We start from the raw sequence: 20425 nt of genomic DNA, 5'->3' as shown, positions 1-20425 counted from the left end.
ACACTCGTAAATGCTTGTGCACTAAAGCGTCACCCTAGGTAGGAGGCGTAGTCTGACGATTCCATCCAGATAAAGGAGAAATGTAATGTTTAATCCAACCGATTTTCCCAAGCCCACTTTTGTTTCAGTCAATGACGTGAAACTTGAAGTCTTCGAAGCAGGCTCGCAAAATGCCGGAAACCCGATTGTGCTTTGTCATGGTTGGCCGGAGCATGCCTTTTCTTGGCGTTATCAGATACCAGCTCTCGTAGAAGCGGGATACCATGTCATCGTTCCAAACCAGCGCGGGTACGGCAATTCGTCCTGTCCGACAGAAGTCACTGCTTATGATATAGAGCATTTGTCGGGTGACTTGATCGCGCTTCTTGATCACTACGGATACAAAGACGCCACTTTCGTCGGTCATGATTGGGGAGCGATGGTGGTTTGGGGGCTGGCTTTATTATATCCAAATCGTGTCAACAAAGTCATAAACCTAAGCTTGCCTTATCAGGAACGCGGAGAGACTCCTTGGATCGAATTTATGGAACAAGTACTCGGCAGTGACTACTATTTTGTCCATTTTAATCGGCAGCCAGGTGTTGCAGACGCGGTATTGGATGAGAACACATCTCGATTTCTGCGTAATCTGTATAGGAAAAATGAGCCACTAAGAGAACTAGAGCCGGGCATGGCGATGATCAATCTCGCGAGGGGCGATATACCGCTCGGGGAGCCGTTAATGAGCGATACTGAGCTGGCGGTTTTCGAATCCGCTTTTAAATCAACAGGCTTCACTAGCAGTATAAATTGGTACAGAAACCTTGACCGTAATTGGCATTTATTAGCAGACGTAAATCCCATCATTCAAGTGCCGACGCTCATGATCTATGGTGACCGAGATGTGATCCCTAAGTCCGAAAGGCTAACTATGTTTGTTCCTAATGTAGACGTAGTTAACCTAGATTGCGGCCATTGGATTCAGCAAGAAAAGCCGCAAGAAACCAACCAAGCAATTTTAAGATGGTTGCACCAACAAAGTAGTGCCGCTTAGCTCTAAGCCAGAGTCATTACATGAAATGCCCCACACTGAGCTATCTGATATGGCTCAGTGATTGTCCATTCTAAAATACAGATTAAACTGTTGATCCAGTTTTATTGATATTCTGGTGTCCCAGATAGTTTTAGAGGAAGCTAAATGAACGATACTGAAAAGCAAAAAATTGTCGATTCGCTTGGTCGCTTACTTGAAGAACACTATGTTTTACCCACTATAGGTAAAGAATTGAATTTGATGCTTCAGCAAAACTATTATCGAGGCAGGTATCATGGTGAGGCGTTGATTGAGGGCTTTATAGAAAAGCTAACGCAGGACGTATTTTCTTTATGCAATGATAAGCACTTCAAGATTATAACTAATGATTCTATTGTTCCTCCTGAACAGCGATTTAGGAGTAGCAACTTTGGCTTTGAAAGACTGGTTTTTATTACGAGCGAAGTGGCTTATTTAAAGCTATCTCGTTTTTGCTCTCCTTCTTTTGCTTCGCAAATTGCTCATGAAACTATGAGTAAAATGGCAGGCATAGAGCACCTTATTATCGATGTTCGAAATAATGGTGGAGGGCATCCTGATATGGTTAAGCTAATCACGTCATATTTTTTTGATAGCAATAATTCTATTTTATTAAATACCATTCGCTGGCGAGATGACCCCTGCTTGGAAGAGTTTTGGACTGATTCAGATACTAATAGCTACCCAGAACTTAACTTATATGTGTTAACAAGCAACGAGACCCTGTCTGCTGCTGAAGAGTTCTGCTACAACCTTCAATGCTTAGAGCGAGCCTTGCTGATTGGTGAAACAACAGGCGGTGCAGCCCACCCTTGTAGGTTGTTCGACCTTACCTCAGGCCTATCAGTTGCAGTTCCTGTAGGTGAAGCAATTAACCCTATTTCCAATCGAAACTGGGAGCAATGCGGAGTGATACCTGATATTGCCGTAAATGCGGACGATGCACTGAAGGTAGTGTTGGAGAAACTAGGTTTAAAAGAAAACGCGGATATAGGCTTGCTTAACGAGAGTTGAGACATCAATGGATATGAGCGGTAGCTCCACATACCATAGGTTCGAAGGGCACGTGGTAGATTCCTAACCGTTCTCTGCCACTCGCTTTGGTTCACTGATGGCAGTTGAGCAATTTTGTTCAAGTTTTTTATTGATGACTTGAATATATTGGCCTAGGAATTATGTGAAAGAGCTCAATAAAAGGAGGGAGCGTGGGTAAAGATAATCACTTCAAATATACAAGCAGTTCTCAGCAGGATGAGGTTTCTATGCTGTGTGCGGTGATGAGTGATTTTACCTACGCAAAGCATGCGCACGAGGAGTACTCAATCGGCTTAACGCTTCAAGGCCGACAAGACTTTTTCTGTCGCAGTGCTTTTTATAAAAGCACTCCCGGCAGTGTGATGCTTTTCAATCCGGAAGACATACATGATGGTCACTCAGGTGTAGAGCAAAACTTAGAATACGTGATGCTCTACATCCATCCTAATGAGCTTCATCCTCTGTTTCAGGCGCTAGGCCATAAAAAGAACACGACACTCAGGTTAAACCAAACCTTATTTGATGACTCACTTTTAAGGCGTCAGGTTTATGCCATGTCGCAGCGTTTACAAGGAGAGTCTTACTCGAAGATTGAGCATGAAGCAAGCCTGTTTCAGTTAGCGCAATCTTTAACACGCTTGCATGGAAGCCTTGAACTTCCGATTCACAACACGCGAGCAGACAGGCTTTTGCTTAGAGCGAAAGAGTATATTTTGGCGAATCTTGCTTATGATATCTCCATTGATGACATTGCAGAGGTCGCCAACATGTCGAAGTTCCACTTCATCCGCGCTTTTCGCCAGCACTTTTGCATAACTCCACATCAGTATGTTTTGAATTGTCGCATCAACTATGCGCGCAGACAGTTATTGGCAGGACACAGCGCAACGATTGCTGCTGTCGCCTCTGGCTTTGCAGATGCAAGTCATCTTAACCGTAACTTTAAACGCGTATTTGGCATGACACCAAAACAGTTTCAGCTTCAGTGGAGCCGATAAGCTTAGCGGCTCACTGTGTTTTTGGAGTGCTAAATGTCAGAAATCTTCGCCTACGCGATCGGGGTGATGTATACCCCTGGCCCAGTGAACCTATTGGGGTTACATAGTGGCTTGAACAGAAACACACGTTCTCACCTTGGATTCTTTATTGGCGTCGGAATGGCAATGTTCATTTTGTTCGTCATGCTGGGGTTTATTGGACTAAAGGTGATTAATCCGCAGGTTCTACCTTTCATTAGCTTGGCGGGTTGCCTGTATATATTGCATATTGCGTGGAAGGTGGCGAGCGCGAATGTCGAACTCTCTCAAGATACCAGCGATTCGAATTCGCTGAGCTTTCGCGATGGCTTGTTCATGCAGCTACTCAACCCTAAGGCATTAGTCGCGACCTTGCCTGTATCAACAATTCAGTTTCCAAGTGTTGGTATTACGGGCAGTGCGATTGTGTTGTGGTCTTTAGTGTTGGCTATTTTGGCTTTTGGCGCACCGACAGGCTACTCATTGGCGGGGTTGGTGTTAGGCAAACGAATTTCTAATCCGAGTTACTTTAAAGTGTTCAATCTTCTGATGGCGGCGCTACTTGTTTATGTTTCGCTGACCATAGGTTATGAGCATGTGGTTACACCGCTTTTGGCTTTGTAAGTAAATAGGCTCTCAGGAAGCGCCGAGCGGGGCTTTCCTGAGAGCTATACCGACTTAAAATTCCAGTGTTTCACCATCTTGCGGTATAAGTACTTTATCGCTTAATCCTTCTGCTTCGAGCGAGCGTTTCAGCGTGTCTCGATCTATTGGGCAGTGGTTTAGCGCTTCCATGTGGTTGGCAATCACCTTGTTCGGCGATAAGCGAATAAACTCCATCACTTCGTCACTCGACATAAGCAGCGGCTGGCCGACATCCATCTGAGCTTGCCCTGTTGCGACCACAGTAATATCAGGCTTTAGCTCACTCAGCGCTTTTCTTACATCAGGTGTTAATACGGTATCACCGCTAATGTAGATGCTCGGCTCGTTCGGCAGCTGAAGGAAGAAACCACAACCATTCGCCATCACTTTATGAATCCAGCCATGACCGTGTTGAGCGGGAACGGCGGTAATCGAGCCCCCAAGAAATGGCGTGGTTTGCCAAGGTGTTAGCCCATTGGCAACTGTCATTCCGTACTTCTTTAGGTAAGCTTGGTCTTTGCTTAATGTGGTCACTGGCACACTCTGCTCAATCAGGAACTTTTCACCGGCAGGATCTAAATGATCTCCATGTTGTAGCGGCTTAAAGCCAAAGGTCTGGCTATGAGTAATCAATGACTGGTTAACCTTGCTAAGCAGGGCGTTCGCATTGTTTGGTAAATCTACAGTTGGGTTCTTTGCTGCTTTAAAGCGAAACACGGAAAACGGCGGCATAGAGCCCTTACCACCTAGCATCGGGTCAATCAAAATATAGTGCTCGCCAGATTCAATAACGAACGTCGCGCTGCGTAGGTGGTGAATTTTCATGTGTAACTCCTATCTGGTTGATAGGGTAAGTATGCAGCTTAATGGGATTGTGCAATACTGGTCAAAAGGACAACTACCGCTCAAATCGGGTCAAAGTGGATGACGAAATACAAGATTGCTTTAGTGGCGCTGGATGACATCAGCGCATTTCATCTTTCGGTTCCTTGTTTGGTTTTTCAAGATATCTTTATCGACCAGCAGCCAGTGTTTGAGCTGGTGATCTGTAGTGAAAATATGTCGAGCGTCTCTCTGAGTTCTGCCTTTAATGCTTCAGTAAGCCGTGAGCTATCGGCGATAGATGAAGCGGATATTGTGATCATTCCGAGTTGGCCCAACTCATTGCCCGAGCCAAGCGCGCTTTTGCTAGAGAAACTAAATAGCGCCTATCAACGCGGTGCGACAGTCGTCGGTCTCTGCTTGGGTGTTTATGCGCTCGCAAAAGCAGGTTTACTGGATGGCAAACGAGCAACAACCCATTGGGGCTTTAAGCAAGCTTTCCAACAATCGTTTCCTCACGTGACTATCGACTGTGAGCCTCTGTTCATCGAGCAAGATAGAATAGTGACCTCTGCCGGAACGGCTGCTTCTCTAGACTGTTGTCTTAATATCGTTCGAACCCTTTGTGGTAATGAAGTGGCATCGCAAATTGCCCGCTTAATGGTGACGGCGCCGTTTCGAAGTGGTGGACAGCAGCAATATATCCCCAGCCCAATTGCGGCTAAATCAGATAACGTCACCAGTTTTGGCAAGGTACTCGATGACATCAGTCTGAACTTAGCGAACGACTATGACCTAGACTCTGTCGCTCAGCGCTGTGCGATGAGTCGACGGACATTTACGCGCCAGTTTAAGGCAGTATATGGATGTACTTTTGGCGAGTGGTTGCTAAATCAACGCCTAGCATTAAGCCAGCAACTGCTGGAATCTACCCATCACCCAATATACACCATCGCAGAGCTTTCTGGGATCGGCTCAGAAAGTGTTTTCCGTAAGCACTTCAAAAAGAGCTTCAATGTCTCGCCCTCTGAATGGCGGCTGACGTTTCGCGGAGAGGGTTGATACTCAAAGTATTGTTTTTGGAGGTTTGAAGACGATTGAGGTGAATTGTTTTTGCCCCGAAATAGCTATGCTGATCACTTAATCAATTGTTTCCACTCTCTCTCATGTTCCTAATAAACGTGCAATTGGGTACACTGATGTTTTGTGTTGTTTGTTGTATATAAAATTGTTGCGTATGACGCTTAACTTTACGAGGTATGAATCTTGGCTGAACCTCCAAAGAGGTTCTTGTTGTATAGAAGCATTTTCTACCTGCACCGTCATTAGCAACTCAGGGTAAGAGCCATAAGGAGATGGACTATCATCGAGATAGCACAACAGCTTAAAGCCTTATATTGATTCATGGCTCGATAAAAACAGGCCGTTCAAAGTTGGAGAGTGGGATTAAAAGAATGAATAATGAGCTATTTGTCGTTATTAGCGATATACATGCAAGAGAAAATAACTGTGATGAAGTTAGTAGACGGCTTACTGAACTCAAAGAATGGATAAAAAGAAAGTGTATATATGGTGAATATAGTTCTGTAGCGATACTAGTAGCTGGTGATATTGCTTTTAGTGGCACTAGTGAAGAGTACGACCTAATACGATCGTCTTTCAAATCTCTTTCAGATGACTTCAAAATAATACTCACTCCAGGTAACCATGATCATGACTTTTCCAAATATACAGGCGGAGCTCGTGATGTATTGATAAGTTCAAAGGGCGTTCCTTTTGACGAATCTGTCTATCAAATCGTAGCAGCTGGCCAACAAGATTATTTTGATTTTGAATCTGATATTTGTAACGTTGAGGCTTCTAGCTCAACTCTGTTATCCAAAGAATTTAAACTTAGCAATAATGTATCTATACAAACAATAAATACAGCATGGTGCTCCAAAATTCATGAAAAAGGTGGAGACCTTACTGTCCCTATTGAACAGCTAATAGAACCTTCTGGCAATGAGGAAATCAAGGTTGTGTTCTTTCATCATCCGCTAAGCTGGTTAGAACCAAATAACCATAAGGAGGTTAGAAACTTCCTTAATAGCAATAGCAATATCATTATATCTGGTCATGAACATATCGAGCGCAGTTTTAAAGTTGAAACTGACAATAACAAAACACTAATCGTTGAAACTTGCTCATTTCATGATACTTATGTAGATGACAACGGATTTATTAGCTTTTCTATAGAAAATGAAGATATTTTAATAGAGAAACACATTTGGGAAGGCGATCATTTCACTAGTTTAGATAAGAAAAGAAGAAGTGATATAATAGATTCTAGCTCTTTGTATTTTAACGGATTCAAAGTAAAGGATAGTTACCGTGAAATGCTAATTGATGTCGGTACAGGCTTCTCTCATCCAGAAAAAGACGAACTTAACATCCATGATATTTTTATATACCAGAATGTTAAAAACATTGACTCAAATTCAACTACGACTATTAGACGAGAAAGCTCTAGAGATATTTTTTCTCGGTACCCCGACGATAATATTGCTCTATCAGGAGAAGAAAGCACTGGTAAAACTTCGCTTTTAAAGAAACTTTGCCTTGATACATTAAGTGATGGTAAGTTTTCTGTATTCTTAGATGGTTCAGAAATAAATAGAGCAGATAGATTCAAAGATAATAAAATAGAAGAGCATATAAAGAAACAATATGAAGATTTTAGCTTCGATAGATTATTATCAAATAATCAAGATAGATATATATTTATAGATAACTTTAATTTAGTAAGGGGAGATGAAAATTCATTATCAAAGCTAATTAAAACCCTAAAAAAGTACTTTACTAAGTTAATATTGACGGTTTCTGACTCATACACATTAAATCACGATAAGATAAAAGGAGATGGCATATTAAATGATTCATTTACCAAACTAGAGATACTGAAGTTAGGTCATGCTTCACGTTGGGAGCTGATAACTAAGTGGAACAATTTAAAAAATGAGTGTAGAGAGTCAACTCAAGAATTAATAGTTAGAACAGATTATGCTAATAAAGAGATTAGTCGAGTAATAGGAAAAAACTATATACCTTCAACTCCTTTCTTTCTATTGACTATGTTACAGTCTATGGACACGAGCATAGCAGCAGAATTAAATACTAGTTCTTATGGCCATTATTATCACTATTTAATTACATGTAGTCTAGGTCTCGCTGGTGTAAAAAAAGATAAGCTAGATGGAATTTTTACCTATATTACTGAGATGTCTTATTTTTTCTATAACTCAGAACATAAAGAGCTATCAAGAGATGAGCTATGGGAATTTAACTCTAAGATTAATGAGGATTATACGCTTAAGATAGATTGTGACAGTAGGCTAAATCAACTTGTTTCTGCAAAGATAATCAAGGTAAATAACGGTTACTATTCATTCAGATATCCCTATGTGTATTACTATTTCTTATCTAAATACTTATCTGATAATCTATCGGATAATGGAATTCAAAATATTGTTTCCAACCTTATATCAGGCTTAGATAAAAGAAAAAATATGAATACACTAATGTTTTTGACTCATCATTCAAAGGATAATAGTATACTTGATGGCATAGTTGGTCACTCAAAGACTATACTATCTGATTGTAATACTTCTCGGCTAGATGAAGATGTACTCTTTATTAACAATATAATTGATGAGTTAAACTTAGAAGAGTTTGTATTTGTTGAAGGTAATGTTCAGGAAAATAGAATTAAGGCTGCTAAAGAGCAAGAAGAATATGAAGATATTCAACATAGTCATGAGGCAGAGTTTGATGCCAGCGTTCATGAGGAAGATAGTAATAAACCAAATTCATCATTAAACAACCTATTGCGCGATTTTAATCTCACTTTCAAGTCAGTTGATTTAATTGGACAGCTTACCAGAAATTATCATGAGTCTCTAAAAACCGAACCGAAAGTAAACCTTATAACGGAAGCTATAGAAGCACCATTACGAGCACTAGAAGCAATCTTAAAAATAATGCGTGAAGATCATGAAACACTTATAGATATGCTTAAGAAGAGGATTAAAGAAGAATTTGAAGTTCCGGATAAGTCTAAAGATGATATTGATTTAATAGCTAGACAGCTTTTATTCAATATGGTTAGAGTTGTATCATATTCAATAATCAAAAAAATATCTTCTGCGATTGGAAATCGAGATCTTCTCCCTCTTATCGAAAAGGCTTTCAGTAGTAAAGACAAATCTAATGCAATAAGATTGATTGAGCTTTCAGTTCAATTGGACTTGGGTAGTTTAGGGTCTATTGATAAAATAAAGAAAATGAGCAAAGATTTTAAAATCAATACCGTATCAGGAAACGTTTTAAGGGATCTAATTGCTGATTATCTATACATGTTTGAAGACTCAGAACGCAACAGGAAAGCAGTTTGTTCTGCGCTTCAAATAAATTACATTCCAATGCAAAGCCATCAACAACAAAAGCTGATATCAAAAGCTTGATAATACAATCAACCCACTATGACACTTTCATAGTGGGTTGTAGCAAATCAGATTAGCTATTCTCTTATATGACTCAACTATTAAACCGGAATTTATTAGTTATCTATCATAGATTGAACCTTAATGATTCGTGCTATCGATATTAAACACCACGCTAACCGACTGTCCATACTTGAAGTTATTAATTTTTTGTAAATATACTTAATGACTCTAAACGAATCTTGTCCAAAAATAGTCCTAAATATACAAAGTCTTTGGCATCGCCATTCTTACTTTCACCCTAAACGAAACTTCACACCGAACCCTGATCCAAAAACTAAGAAGGCCGCATCATGCGACCTTCTTGTTGTTTGCCTTAGCGAGACTCTAACGGGTATGAGCGGTAGCTCCACATGCCGTAGGTTCGAAGGGCATCGCGGTAGATTCCTAGTAGCTCACTGTCACTTGCCTTGGTGAGCTCTTTTAGTGGCTTGTCTGGGTAGCTGACTGTATCGAACGTAATGTCTTGTGGGCCTGTTTGCCAGCTTGCAATTTCAAATAGTGTCTGACCACGACGAACATGGCTTGCAGAGCTAATGATGGTTGCATGTTTGATGTTGTGGCGGGCAAGGGCATAGCTGCTAAATAGCGCGTTGCCAACAGTGCTTGTGGCGTAGTTTTCTTCAATGATTCTGTCTTTGCTGACGCCTTTCTCGATCAGCCAGTCAGCCATTAACTTGCCTTCGGTCTTGTGGTTCTTTGGTACGCCACCCGTTAGCACGATAAGCGCATCAGGGTTCGCTTTTGCCATTGCCAAAGTGGTTTCAAGACGCTCAACTAAGATCTGGTGCATTGAGCCATCTGGGTTTAGCGCGTAACCCAGAGTAACTATCGCTCCCTTATCTTCTAACTTACCTTGCGCTGCTTTCTCTTTTAGTGGTGTCTCTAGTACGCGATCCACTGTCGAGAAAATTCGCTTCATGTCAGCCGCTTTACCTGCATTGAGTTTAGATAAAGCATCCATGTGTTTGCTTGACTCAGCTTGGTTGCCTTTAAAGCGTTGCCATACCGCAAGGTAGGCATGTAGATCCACATCATCCGGTGCCACTGTCAGCGCTTGCTCAAATAGCTCAATCGCACGATCAACATTCTTGTTATAAATCTGAGCATTAGCCGCTGAGATAAGAAGATCAGTACGGTATGGCTCCAGCTCGTATGCCTCTAGTAAGCGATCGGTAACGATCTCCATATTGCTTGGCATTTTCGCAGTGAACCCAGCATGCGAGATTCGAGCTGGGGATTTAAAGGCTGTTACTGCATCGCTCAGAAGCTGATCAACCACCTGTCTTTTCGTGACGAGTTGGGCGTAATCTGTTGTGGCTTGTATTGTAGAGTCATTAGCTGCAAGAGAGTAAGGCGCAGCAGTTAAAGCAATAACGCTACCTAGGGCGAGGGCAATGATGTTCTTCTTCATTAGGAGATCCTAGTGTTGTTATGTGTCGATCTAAGTCGACGGATTTTTTGCAGTGTAAAATTACCTCTCAGATAAACCGTGAATTAACTCGCACTTTATATTGATTGAGTTGTTAGCGGTTTAAAAATACGAAGGAAGATCACAGAGCGGCTTCTCTATGTTATTGATAAAAATGATGAATAAGGTGGATTGATACGGATTCTAGTCGGTTCATGGGTGATGACTAGAATGCTCTAGTGGGGGGCGAAGTGTCTCAAAACCTTCATTAAGCGATACTTCTTCATATTCCAATAACACTTAATTTACATTGAAAAATATTGAGAGTCATTTTAACCTTTAGTGTCAATATGACATTACAATTGCCGTGTCATATTGACTTGTTTAATCTGTTTGGTTTCTAGTAAATTTCTTTAAATACAGTTGTTTAGAAAGTTGGCATAAGGAGTGCAATAGAGAGGTTAGTAACTAGCACAAGGTATATACATTATGACTATTCACGTTAAATCAAATGTTCACTGGGTCGGTATCCATGATTGGGAAACAGAACATTTTCATGGTAAGGAATACCATTTGAACAAAGGAACGAGTTATAACTCGTACTTGATTCGTGAAGAGAAGACAGTCTTGGTTGATACGGTGGATCACCGCTTTAGTGAGCAATTCATTGCAAACTTGGAAATGGAAATCGACCTTAACGAAATAGACTACATTATTTGTCAACATGCCGAAGAGGATCATGCCGGTGCGCTATCCGCACTTATGGCGAAGATTCCAAACACGCCAATTTATTGTACTGAAGCGGGCGTGACTTCAATTGTCGGTCATCACCATAACCCAAACTGGAACTTTAGAACGGTTAAAACGGGTGACACTCTCGATGTGGGTAACGGTAAGTCACTCGTTTTCGTTGAGATGAAAATGCTGCATTGGCCGGACTCAATGGCGAGCTACTTAACTGAAGATAATGTTCTATTCAGTAATGATGCATTTGGTCAGCATTATTGTGATGAGAACCTATTTAATGATCAGCTTGACCAAGTTGAGCTATACGAACAATGCCTGCGTTATTTCTCTAACATCCTGACCCCATTTGCCCCATTGGTTAAAGCCAAGATCGAGGAAGTGTTGAGCCTTGGTGTTCCTATTGATGTGATTGCGACGTCACATGGTTGTATTTGGCGAGAGAACGCGACACATATTGTTGAGCAATACTATGAGTGGTCGCAATCCTATAAGGAAGACCGCATTACCATCGTGTACGACACTATGTCTAACAACACTCGCATGATGGCTGATGCGATTGCAAAAGGGATTCGTAAAGGTAGCCCTGAGACCGCGATTAAAGTCTTTAACATCTCTATCCATGATAAGAATGAAATTCTCGCCAACGTTTTTCGTTCAAAAGGTGTGTTGGTCGGTTCGTCAACGATGAACAACGTGATGATGCCGCAAATCGCCGCTCTGTTAGAAGAGATTCACGGCCTACGTTTCTCTGGTAAGAAAGCGGCTGCGTTTGGCTCCTCAGGTTGGACTGGTGGTGCGGTTAAGCGCATTGATACCCGACTACGTGAGGCTGGCTTTGACGTTAGCCAACCGCAACACATTCACTGGAAACCGGATACTGGCGCACTACGCGAGTGTATGGATTATGGTTCTACATTGGCACATGTATGGCGTGTTGGAAGTGAAAATTTAAGCCAACCTAAACAAGTAGAGCGTACCGTTGAGAGATTGGAAGATGAGCCTCAAGTCGCTCAAGAAGTGCAAGCTCCAGTCACTGAGACCAGAGAAGAACATGACTCAAACTGCACATGCTGGCGTTGTACTGTTTGTGAGTGGATTTATGACCCACAACTCGGTGAACCGAATCAAGATATTGACCCGGGTACTTCATTCGAAGATCTACCAGACTGGTTCTTATGCCCTGAGTGTCAGTTAGGCAAAGAAGTCTTCGTCGAGGTGAAGTGATGAATCCAATCATTATTGTGGGCGGTGGTTTTGCTGCCCTGCAAACAATCAAGATGCTGCGAAAAACGGATGAGCAGATTGCCATCGAGTTAATCACTGCCGATGAGGGCATTGAGTACAACAAACCAAGCCTGTCTCATGTGTTTAGTAAAGAGCAACAGCCTGATGAGTTGGTGCTGAATACTGCACAGGCACTAGCAGAGCAATACAATGTGACCATCCGCACCAACACCTTGGTCAATCACATTGACGTTGAAGAGCATTGTGTTTATGCCGAAGGAAATAGGTATCACTATTCGAAGTTGGTCTTGGCTACTGGTGCGAGTACCTTCATTCCGCCAACCAAGGGATTGCAACGTGACGATGTATTAACTCTCAATAACCTGGAAGAGTTTAAGAAATGTAAATCGCAGGTCGATGCTGCTCAGCGAATCGCTGTAGTAGGCGGCGGTTTAATCGGGGTTGAGTTAGCACTCGATCTGCGTATTGCAGGCAAACAGGTGACAATCATAGAACCTGCACCTTACTTGCTTGGTAATCTGATCCCACCGTTCGTCTCCATTGAGCTAGAACGTGAACTGATTGATTCAGGGATTGGCGTTGAGACGAGTTCTAGCATCGCGAAAGTGTCAAAGGTGGACGATGGCTTATTGCTTCAGACTTCAGCGCCAAGATACATTGAAGTGGATGAAGTGATAGCAGCGGCAGGAATTCGACCAAACATAGCGCTAGCCGAACAAGCGGGGCTCAAAACGAATCGTGGCATTGTGGTGGATTCTGAAATGGCAACAAGTGCAAAGGATGTGTATGCAATTGGTGATTGCGCTGAGATCGAAGGACGCATACTCGCGTATCTTCAGCCTGCCATACTGGCAGCGAATGTTTTGGCAAAGCAGTTGACCACGGGTGAAGGCAGTTTAGTGTTGCCACATATCATGACCAAGGTAAAAACGCCTAGTTATCCCATTCAACTTGCTGGGCGCGATGTCGATACAGCCTGTCGCTGGGAAGCAGAGTTTCTGTCTGATGGAATTAAAGCTAAAGCGTATAACGATGAAAACAAGTTGGTTGGATTTGTCGTCACAGGTCAGCACTCCAAAGCCGCTTTTCCACTGCTTCGCGAACTTCAATCATCTTAGCGGACAACAATAAGGTTGTGAGCTGAAACAGCCTCGATTATTGTAATCGAACTTAATATTCCCCCCGATAGTTAGTCACTATTGGGGGGACTTGGCACCAGAGTCTTTAGTTACTTAATCGCAGTACAAAAACTGACGTCAGCATGCTGGGTTTGTGGGTCGTAGCTGTGGTAGAGCTCGAAGCAAGGTCTGTCATCGTTTTCTAGCCCTGTTTCGATCACTTTACTCATCAAATCATCCCAAGCGAGCGCATACTGGCTGTGCTGCGTGATGTTTTGGCGCATCACTGCGTACTCGCCACCGGGAAAGTCTTGCAGTTCTATGCCATTTATTACGTCTGTCTCTTCAGGCACCATCAAACAGATATCGGTACGACATTTATCGCTTGGGGTCACTTCAGGGTTGTCGTGATAGATGAAGATACAAGTATTCTCCGTTAACCCTTTCATGCCAGCCCATTGGTAGAGTCGGCCACTGGCTTCTTGATAACCTTCGCCGTAAGGGCCTGTTACTCGGACATAAGCCAGTTTTGTCGCTGTAAAGTTTTGCGTTTCCATTTTATTGCTCCACGTTGTTAGTTCAGAGCCAGTATATGAATCGCTAGGTTTGTCTGCGTTTCCATTCTTGCGCAGCGTGTGTCCAATCTTGCTGTTTCGCGATAATTCAGAAAATTGCTGGTAGTTTTCGCAATCACGAAAAGCACTTGGTGTTACCCCATAATGTTGCTGAAACGCTTTAGCTAGGCTCTGCGAAGAGGCAAAACCATATTCCAATGCGATGTTTAGTACGGGTTGTTTTGATTTAAACAAATCGTCGGCTGCTGACTGCAACCGCAAACGTCTGACAAAATCAGCGAGGGTTTCTCCTTGCACGGCTTTAAAGGTGCGATGGAAGTGATATGGCGACAGGTTCGCTAGGGCTGCGACTTCTGGCAAATTGAGGGGTTGGTTGAAGTTTTTTTCCAGATATCGAATCACTGGAATCAGCCTCTTTTGATAATCAACGCGCATTACTGAGCTCACCCTTGCTTTTAAATGACTGTATAAGCGTACAGTAAATAGGCTCAATTTAACAATGGAGTTTTGATAAATGCGTAGCGCACAGTGACGAATTGAGTCACACTTATTGCTCATTTCCCGGTAAGCAAGGACAACCATGATCGCTTGGAAGCAGCATTTAGCCGGTTACGAGTGGCTTATTCACCAAGTCTGGTACTTGGAGGTTGAACATGGTGAAGTGATTGATCCAAAACCTCATCTTATTCCGAACCCACGCGCTCATTTGCTGTTCACTCCCAAGCATCAAACCTACAGCTATGACAACGGGGTAACCTTACTTCGAGGCAAAGGAAGCCACTTATTGACTGCGAATGAAAATCTCCTTCTGTTAGATGATGAGGCTCCGATCAAACGCATCGGTATTACCTTTCGACCTGAAGGGCTCTATGCCCTCCAATCTGCTTTTCACGATGATGCCCAAGTCAATGCGGTTAACCAGTGTCAGTGGTTTGATTGGCTAAGCCCTTTATTTGATGAGGATTTTCAACAAGCGCTATGTCAACAAGACTCACCAGAAGCGTTGTTAGATTCGATAAAACGTCACTTAGACTCTCTAAGGGTTGAACCTTGTCGAGCCAAGCCGTTTTTAGTATCACAAAAGGCAATTTCGGTGATGGACGCGCAAGCTCTGAGTTCACCGGAGCTCGCGATAGATATGGAAGAGATTGCCGCGCAGTGCGCGTGTTCTCGAAGAACGTTAGAACGCAGTTTCAAGCAGGTGGTTGGCCTGAGCGTTAAGCAGTATCAGCAAATGGCCCGTCTTGAGCAGATGATTTTGGCACTCTACAAACAACAAGAGGTGATCGATTGGGTGAGTTTTTCGCAGCAATTTGGCTTTAGTGATCAGTCACACTTGATACGCACACTCAAGCAGCAGCTTAGAAAAACGCCGAACAAGTATTTGCAAAAACGCGATCTGACGATAGATATCTACGGTGACTTCGAATAGGAACTTGCGGCGACCAAGACAAGCAAGTTGTCGCAAAAGTCCAATTATTCTCTGGTTGGTTCCACTAAGATAGTTGCCAGATAACGAGGTAACACATGTCATATCAAAAACTAAAACAAGGCCAAACCATTCCATTTAATGAGTCGTTGAATATTCAACTGATTCAAGCGTCTGATCTGCAAGATATTATCGAAATGCTGAATGACGATAAGGTCAACAAGTATCTGTTCTTCGCCCCGGCTGACGATAGCCTTTATGAAGGTTTCTTTGGCCCAATCATTGAGAACACAGCTCAAGCCATCAAAGATGACGTTTGGCCAGAGAGTCCGACGTTTGTCATTCGTGATCAGCAAGGTAAATACATGGGGATGTGTGCCGTGACGTCGGTAATGTTCCTAACGGGTAATTATGAAGTCGGTTATCAGCTACCGACTTGCGCATGGGGCAAAGGTATTGCGACTCGCGCGTGCCAAATGATGACGGAGATTGGGTTTACCGAGCTTAAGGCACATAAAGTCAGTGCAGATTGCTACTCATCGAATGTGGGTTCATACAAAACGTTAGAGAAATGCGGCTTTAGCCAAGAAGGACGTCAGAAAGACTATTATAAGCTAGAGCAAGGCCTGGAAGACAAGCTTTACTACGGTATGACCGCAGAGCAATTCGCCTATTTCAGTCGTTAAGTGATCAAGCGACGCGTTTAAGTAGCAAACAAAAAGGCCGCTATGCCCATGATCGGGTTAGCGGCCTTTTCTATATTAATAGACCCTAGGTCTTAGTTGCCTTGATTTTGGCTTTGAAGCTTCTCTTTTGCTTCTTCAACTTTTGAGAAATCCAATCCCAACTCATCGACGGCTTCTTTGATTAGCGCAGGGTTTTGCATTACTTGCGCCATCAGCAGTTGTAGCTTGTCTTGTGGCAGGCCTAGTTGGCTGATTGTTGCCATTGCTGCAAGAGGGTTTTGCGTCAGAGTTTGGAAGATTTCGTTGATCTGTTCGTCGCTGATGTTGTTCTCTTTCAGCAGTGCAATAATCGGGTTCATCATATTTCCTTTTCAATCTATTGATGACTTTGCGCAGCAGTTTATCACTTGGATAGCGCGGATTGAACTAGCGCAAATCTAATTAGCTGAAACTAGATTGCGGCTTAATAGCCCGTTAGCTCCATATACCCTGAGCCAGAGTGAGTGCCCTCGATGCGAACCGGGCCTTCCCAATAGGGGACTGAAAGGGGCATTTTCGCTTTTGGGTTGAGTGCTGAAACCACAAGCTCGATTTGCTGGCTCGGAATAGCCACTTGCCACTCGGTTGGATAATTCCGCCCTTGGATTTCAGTTTGTTTGGTCGCGTTCAATTGAATCTCATTGGGTGAAATGGCGATACCCGAGCCGTCCTGTCGCATCAGTCTGGCGCTAGAGTAACTGGCTTTTCCTGTATCGGAATCTCGCAACTGGAATACCATTAAGCTGGTTTCGTCACTGAGCCTTAAGGCAAACCAGTCCCAACCTTGTTGTGAGTCGAGCAAGAACTGCGAGCTCCATTCTCTGTCTATCCAACCTTGACCCGTTACCTGATGAGTGTTGCCATCAATAATGACTTGGCCAGAAACATCAATAAACGGCTGGCTATAGTAATATGAAGCCACCTGACCATCGGCGCTTTTGGTGCTGTAACCTTGCTCGCCCTGTTTTTGATAAGGTGAACTACTAGTGAGTGTCAGCGAGTAGCCAAACTGCTCTGAACTGGCATTGAGTGTGGCGGGGAAGAGGTCGTCGGTTGAAGAGCGCCACTGCCAATCGTCGAGATAAACCCGAAATGGCGATGCATCGACACCTGCGAGTGAAGCTTGATCGCGTGACCATTTCTCATCAGCATAATGCTTGTCTGGCGTAGTTACTGCGCTATGCGCCATATAAATTTGTTGGCTTTGCCATACGGTTTTTTGCGCTTTGTTTTTCCCATCTTCTGGTTCGGCAGCAAAGCGAAATTGTGTCCATTGAACACCGAGTGGATTGCCACTTTCATCGATTAAATTCGCCGTTAAATACCACCATTCATGACGAAAACTAGGGTGTGATTGATGATCGGCAGGGAAGGTGAGTTCAACGCCCTTAACCACAGGAGTGAATGGACTGCTCTCGCTTTGAGCTTCTCCACTGCCTAATAGCATTGCCATATTTTGCTGCTGAGGCTTTTCACAGCCAAGCAGCAAAAGGCTACCCAATATCAAAGAGAGGTTGCGTGCTAATTGATTCATTACAACACCTCGCTTTGCAAACTAGACACGACAGGCTTGCTGACCAAGCGCCACAGTGGAATCAGGGTCGCAACTACCGCGACTAAGATAGTGACTGCCGCAATGCTTAGGGCATCACTCCAACTCCACAGGTAATTTAAGCTCCAACCAAAGGCGCGCAGGGTAACGATGTCCGTCAGCACATAACCGACCATAGCGCCGAGTGGTAGAGCGATAATCAAAGTAAAGCTGACCAAAGCGACGATTTGCCCGATGACCATAATCATTAGTTTGCGCCGACTGACGCCAAGCGCGTACAGCCTCGCAATGGCGGCTTTGCGTGCGTCGAGCAACATAAAACAAGCGCTAAACAAACCAATCACCGCGACCATCAGGGTTACGCCATTGAGGGCGCGCGTAATGGCGAAGGTCTGCGAGAAAATATTGAGCGCGATGGATTTGATTTGAGCCTGATCATAAAGCTGACTTGGGTGCAGGTTCAATTGCTTACGCAGTTGGTCATAGACGAGAGCTGGGTCGCCAGAGACTTTGACTCCAAGGCTGGTGGGCAAGTTGGTAAAGCCGCTTTCACGCCACAACTTTGGAGCCAATAAGACTTCACCATTGGGTGAACCGTAATCATGGAATATCGCCCCGACACGTAGAGTTTTGTTTGGAATTGCATCGAGCTCAAGTTTGCCATTGAGTGACAAGCCGAGCTTGACCGCAGTCGGCTCACTGATGGCGACCAACTCACCTTGGTAAAAGCGTTGCCAGAAGTTATCAAGGTGCGATTGGAACACCATGGTTTGCTCTAAGGTATCCTTGTCTTTGGTACCGAGCAAAGTGGGTAAGTCTTGTAGGTTATCTTCAACATAGTATTGCTTGTAGACCGTCTCAACCCCGTCAAATCGCTCTAATGCGCTTTCTACATTGGCTATCTCTCCCTGTGCGGGGCTAACGTAAATGTCAGCATGAAGCCTTTGTTCGAGCCACTGCTTTAGCGTCGATTCAAAGCTGCCAACCAAGGTGTTCATTCCTATATTGGCTGTTACCGCAAGCAGCAGTGCCATCATGGCGAGAGAAAGCGGAGAAATGAGCTCGCGCAGTTCAGCGAACAGGTACTGCATCAAGCCGGAGCGGGTACGCCTTTCACATTCGTTGGCGAGCACGCTGAGTGTATTAGGCAGATACAAAGGAATCGATACAACAAGTACGCCGAGCCAAGCCATAGTAAAACGGTGATGCTCACTCAGCCATAATCCAGCGAGCGCCGCAACAGTCAACACAATACCAATCATGAACAGTTGGTTTTCGTTAGACGTTTCTGGGGCTTGATAAAAACCGCCATGAGAAGAGAGCGGCTGGTTCACTCGCTGTTTAAAGTGCTGCCAACAAGCTAATAGTGTTGCCGCTAGGGTTAGCAGCAGCGCTTGCGCCCACCATTGCCACTGCCAAGTGCCGGGAAGCAGTGTTGCTCCGTAAAGTTGTTCAAGTGTGAGCGCAACGGTTGGGTGCAGCCAATGACTAAGCTGCATGCCCAATACAAAACCGAGTGAAGCGCCGAGGGTAACCAGAATAGTCAGTTCAATCAGTAGTGCCGTGAACACCAAGTTTTGCCCAACTCCCGCTTGTTGGATTTGGACTAACAGCCGATTACGTTTGAGTAAGCTGTACTTCACGCCGTTATAAGCGATAAATAGACCAACCAGAAATGCCAATAGGCTCATCGCGGTAAGGTTGAGGTGGAAGCTATCAGTGAGTGAACCAAGATCAGTGCTTTGATTGTTGGCGATCCATTGTCCTTGCTCGTCGATGAGGTGTTGCCATTTTGCTTGTGCGTTATTACCTGTATTAAAGCCTGCGTCAAAAACAGCAATGTAACTGAGCTGTCCTTGTTTGTTGAGCAACTGCTGGGCAAAGCCAATATCCATCAACATTCGGCTGCCTAATTGCCACTCATCGGGTAATACGACGACACGGGTCGGAACTTCATCCAGAGTCAGCGTTTCTACTTCGCCTAAGTTCTGGTGCTGCGACAAGCTCATCATCACTATAGGTTCGCCAGCTAAAAGCTCAGGGAGCGGTAAAGCACTGTCGAATAGTGAAATGTTTTGCTCGCTCTCTGACGATTGTTCGTTGTCAGTTGAATAGCGAGAGCGTGACGAGAGGGCAGCAATCAATTCGCTACCTTGTACTGACCAGCGACGACCTTGCTCGTCTCGAACTCGCCCTTCAATTACTGGTAAGGCTGCACTGAGTCCGTTTTGTCTGAGGCTGAAGTAAAGCGATTCAGGCAAATAGTTTTGCCCCGCAGCTGGAATAATCAGGTTTTGCGCTTGAGCGCTCAGTTGCTCGGTGGATTCCGCATAGCTGCGCTTAGCATTGAGGTTGATAGCTTGCACGGCTACAAACAAGGTTACCGCCAGCACGATACCAATCAGAATGGCGGCTGCTTGCAGGGGAGCTTGGCGATAATGCGCCGCAAACAGATTCAATGTGAGTCGAGTCTGTGTGAGTCTGATAGGCGAGAATCTAACCTGAGTCATGGT

Annotated in this window: 16 protein-coding genes; 10 read left to right on the top strand and 6 right to left on the bottom strand. The window is 43.9% G+C overall.

Annotated features, from left to right (window positions below; genetic code table 11):
* Positions 1-85: 85 nt before the first annotated feature.
* The 4 genes from AC5O63_RS04395 (at position 86) to AC5O63_RS04380 (ending at position 3726) form a co-directional block, all read left to right on the top strand.
* The gene (locus AC5O63_RS04395; protein WP_494504053.1) at positions 86-1033 is read left to right on the top strand and encodes an alpha/beta fold hydrolase; all 948 of its coding nucleotides are present in this window, start codon (positions 86-88) and stop codon (positions 1031-1033) included.
* 144 nt (positions 1034-1177) lie between these two features.
* Positions 1178-2065, top strand: coding sequence for a S41 family peptidase (locus tag AC5O63_RS04390; RefSeq protein ID WP_494504052.1), 888 nt, complete (start codon positions 1178-1180; stop codon positions 2063-2065).
* 191 nt (positions 2066-2256) lie between these two features.
* Positions 2257-3084, top strand: coding sequence for an AraC family ligand binding domain-containing protein (locus AC5O63_RS04385; protein ID WP_494504051.1), 828 nt, complete (start codon positions 2257-2259; stop codon positions 3082-3084).
* 33 nt (positions 3085-3117) lie between these two features.
* Positions 3118-3726 (top strand): LysE family translocator, encoded by a 609-nt coding sequence (locus AC5O63_RS04380; protein ID WP_494504050.1) that lies wholly within the window; start codon positions 3118-3120, stop codon positions 3724-3726.
* A gap of 54 nt (positions 3727-3780) precedes the next feature.
* On the opposite strand, the gene AC5O63_RS04375 is transcribed toward AC5O63_RS04380, so the two are convergent.
* Positions 3781-4572 (bottom strand): MBL fold metallo-hydrolase, encoded by a 792-nt coding sequence (locus AC5O63_RS04375; RefSeq protein WP_494504049.1) that lies wholly within the window; start codon positions 4570-4572, stop codon positions 3781-3783.
* A 99-nt stretch (positions 4573-4671) separates the two neighbouring features.
* On the opposite strand from AC5O63_RS04375, the gene AC5O63_RS04370 reads away from it, so the two are divergent.
* Positions 4672-5631, top strand: coding sequence for a GlxA family transcriptional regulator (locus AC5O63_RS04370; RefSeq protein WP_494504048.1), 960 nt, complete (start codon positions 4672-4674; stop codon positions 5629-5631).
* Between the two features lie 392 nt (positions 5632-6023).
* Complete coding sequence (locus tag AC5O63_RS04365; protein ID WP_494504047.1) at positions 6024-9071, top strand: anti-phage protein; 3048 nt, start codon at positions 6024-6026, stop codon at positions 9069-9071.
* Positions 9072-9426: 355 nt separating this feature from the next.
* Here the strand turns inward: AC5O63_RS04365 and AC5O63_RS04360 are convergent, their stop codons facing one another.
* The gene (locus AC5O63_RS04360) at positions 9427-10524 is read right to left on the bottom strand and encodes an ElyC/SanA/YdcF family protein (protein WP_494504046.1); all 1098 of its coding nucleotides are present in this window, start codon (positions 10522-10524) and stop codon (positions 9427-9429) included.
* Between the two features lie 486 nt (positions 10525-11010).
* Between AC5O63_RS04360 and norV the strand changes: the two genes are divergently transcribed.
* Positions 11011-12492 carry an anaerobic nitric oxide reductase flavorubredoxin gene (gene norV / locus AC5O63_RS04355; RefSeq protein ID WP_494504045.1) on the top strand — a complete coding sequence of 494 codons (1482 nt, stop codon included), beginning with the start codon at positions 11011-11013 and terminating at the stop codon, positions 12490-12492.
* On the top strand, positions 12492-13631 hold the full coding sequence (gene norW, locus AC5O63_RS04350; RefSeq protein ID WP_494504044.1) for an NADH:flavorubredoxin reductase NorW: 1140 nt from the start codon (positions 12492-12494) through the stop codon (positions 13629-13631). The genes norV and norW overlap by 1 nt, the downstream gene beginning before the upstream one ends.
* A 110-nt stretch (positions 13632-13741) precedes the next feature.
* Here the strand turns inward: norW and AC5O63_RS04345 are convergent, their stop codons facing one another.
* Complete coding sequence (locus tag AC5O63_RS04345; RefSeq protein ID WP_494504569.1) at positions 13742-14641, bottom strand: AraC family transcriptional regulator; 900 nt, start codon at positions 14639-14641, stop codon at positions 13742-13744.
* 145 nt (positions 14642-14786) lie between these two features.
* Here AC5O63_RS04345 and AC5O63_RS04340 point away from each other — a divergent pair, with 145 nt between their 5' ends.
* Entirely contained in the window at positions 14787-15638 is an 852-nt protein-coding gene (locus AC5O63_RS04340; protein ID WP_494504043.1) for a helix-turn-helix domain-containing protein, read from the top strand.
* Between the two features lie 95 nt (positions 15639-15733).
* Positions 15734-16321 (top strand): GNAT family N-acetyltransferase, encoded by a 588-nt coding sequence (locus AC5O63_RS04335; RefSeq protein ID WP_494504042.1) that lies wholly within the window; start codon positions 15734-15736, stop codon positions 16319-16321.
* A gap of 92 nt (positions 16322-16413) precedes the next feature.
* On the opposite strand, the gene AC5O63_RS04330 is transcribed toward AC5O63_RS04335, so the two are convergent.
* The 3 genes from AC5O63_RS04330 to AC5O63_RS04320 form a co-directional block, all read right to left on the bottom strand.
* Positions 16414-16680, bottom strand: coding sequence for a DUF2999 family protein (locus tag AC5O63_RS04330; RefSeq protein ID WP_041059148.1), 267 nt, complete (start codon positions 16678-16680; stop codon positions 16414-16416).
* Positions 16681-16784: 104 nt separating this feature from the next.
* Positions 16785-17894, bottom strand: coding sequence for a lipocalin-like domain-containing protein (locus tag AC5O63_RS04325; protein ID WP_494504041.1), 1110 nt, complete (start codon positions 17892-17894; stop codon positions 16785-16787).
* Positions 17894-20422, bottom strand: coding sequence for an ABC transporter permease (locus AC5O63_RS04320; RefSeq protein ID WP_494504040.1), 2529 nt, complete (start codon positions 20420-20422; stop codon positions 17894-17896). Before AC5O63_RS04320 ends, AC5O63_RS04325 begins: the two co-directional genes overlap by 1 nt.
* Between the last annotated feature and the right edge of the window lie 3 nt (positions 20423-20425).

The sequence above is a fragment of the Vibrio sp. SCP2 genome, assembly GCF_059295395.1.
This window is presented reverse-complemented; position numbering and strand designations above follow the sequence as displayed.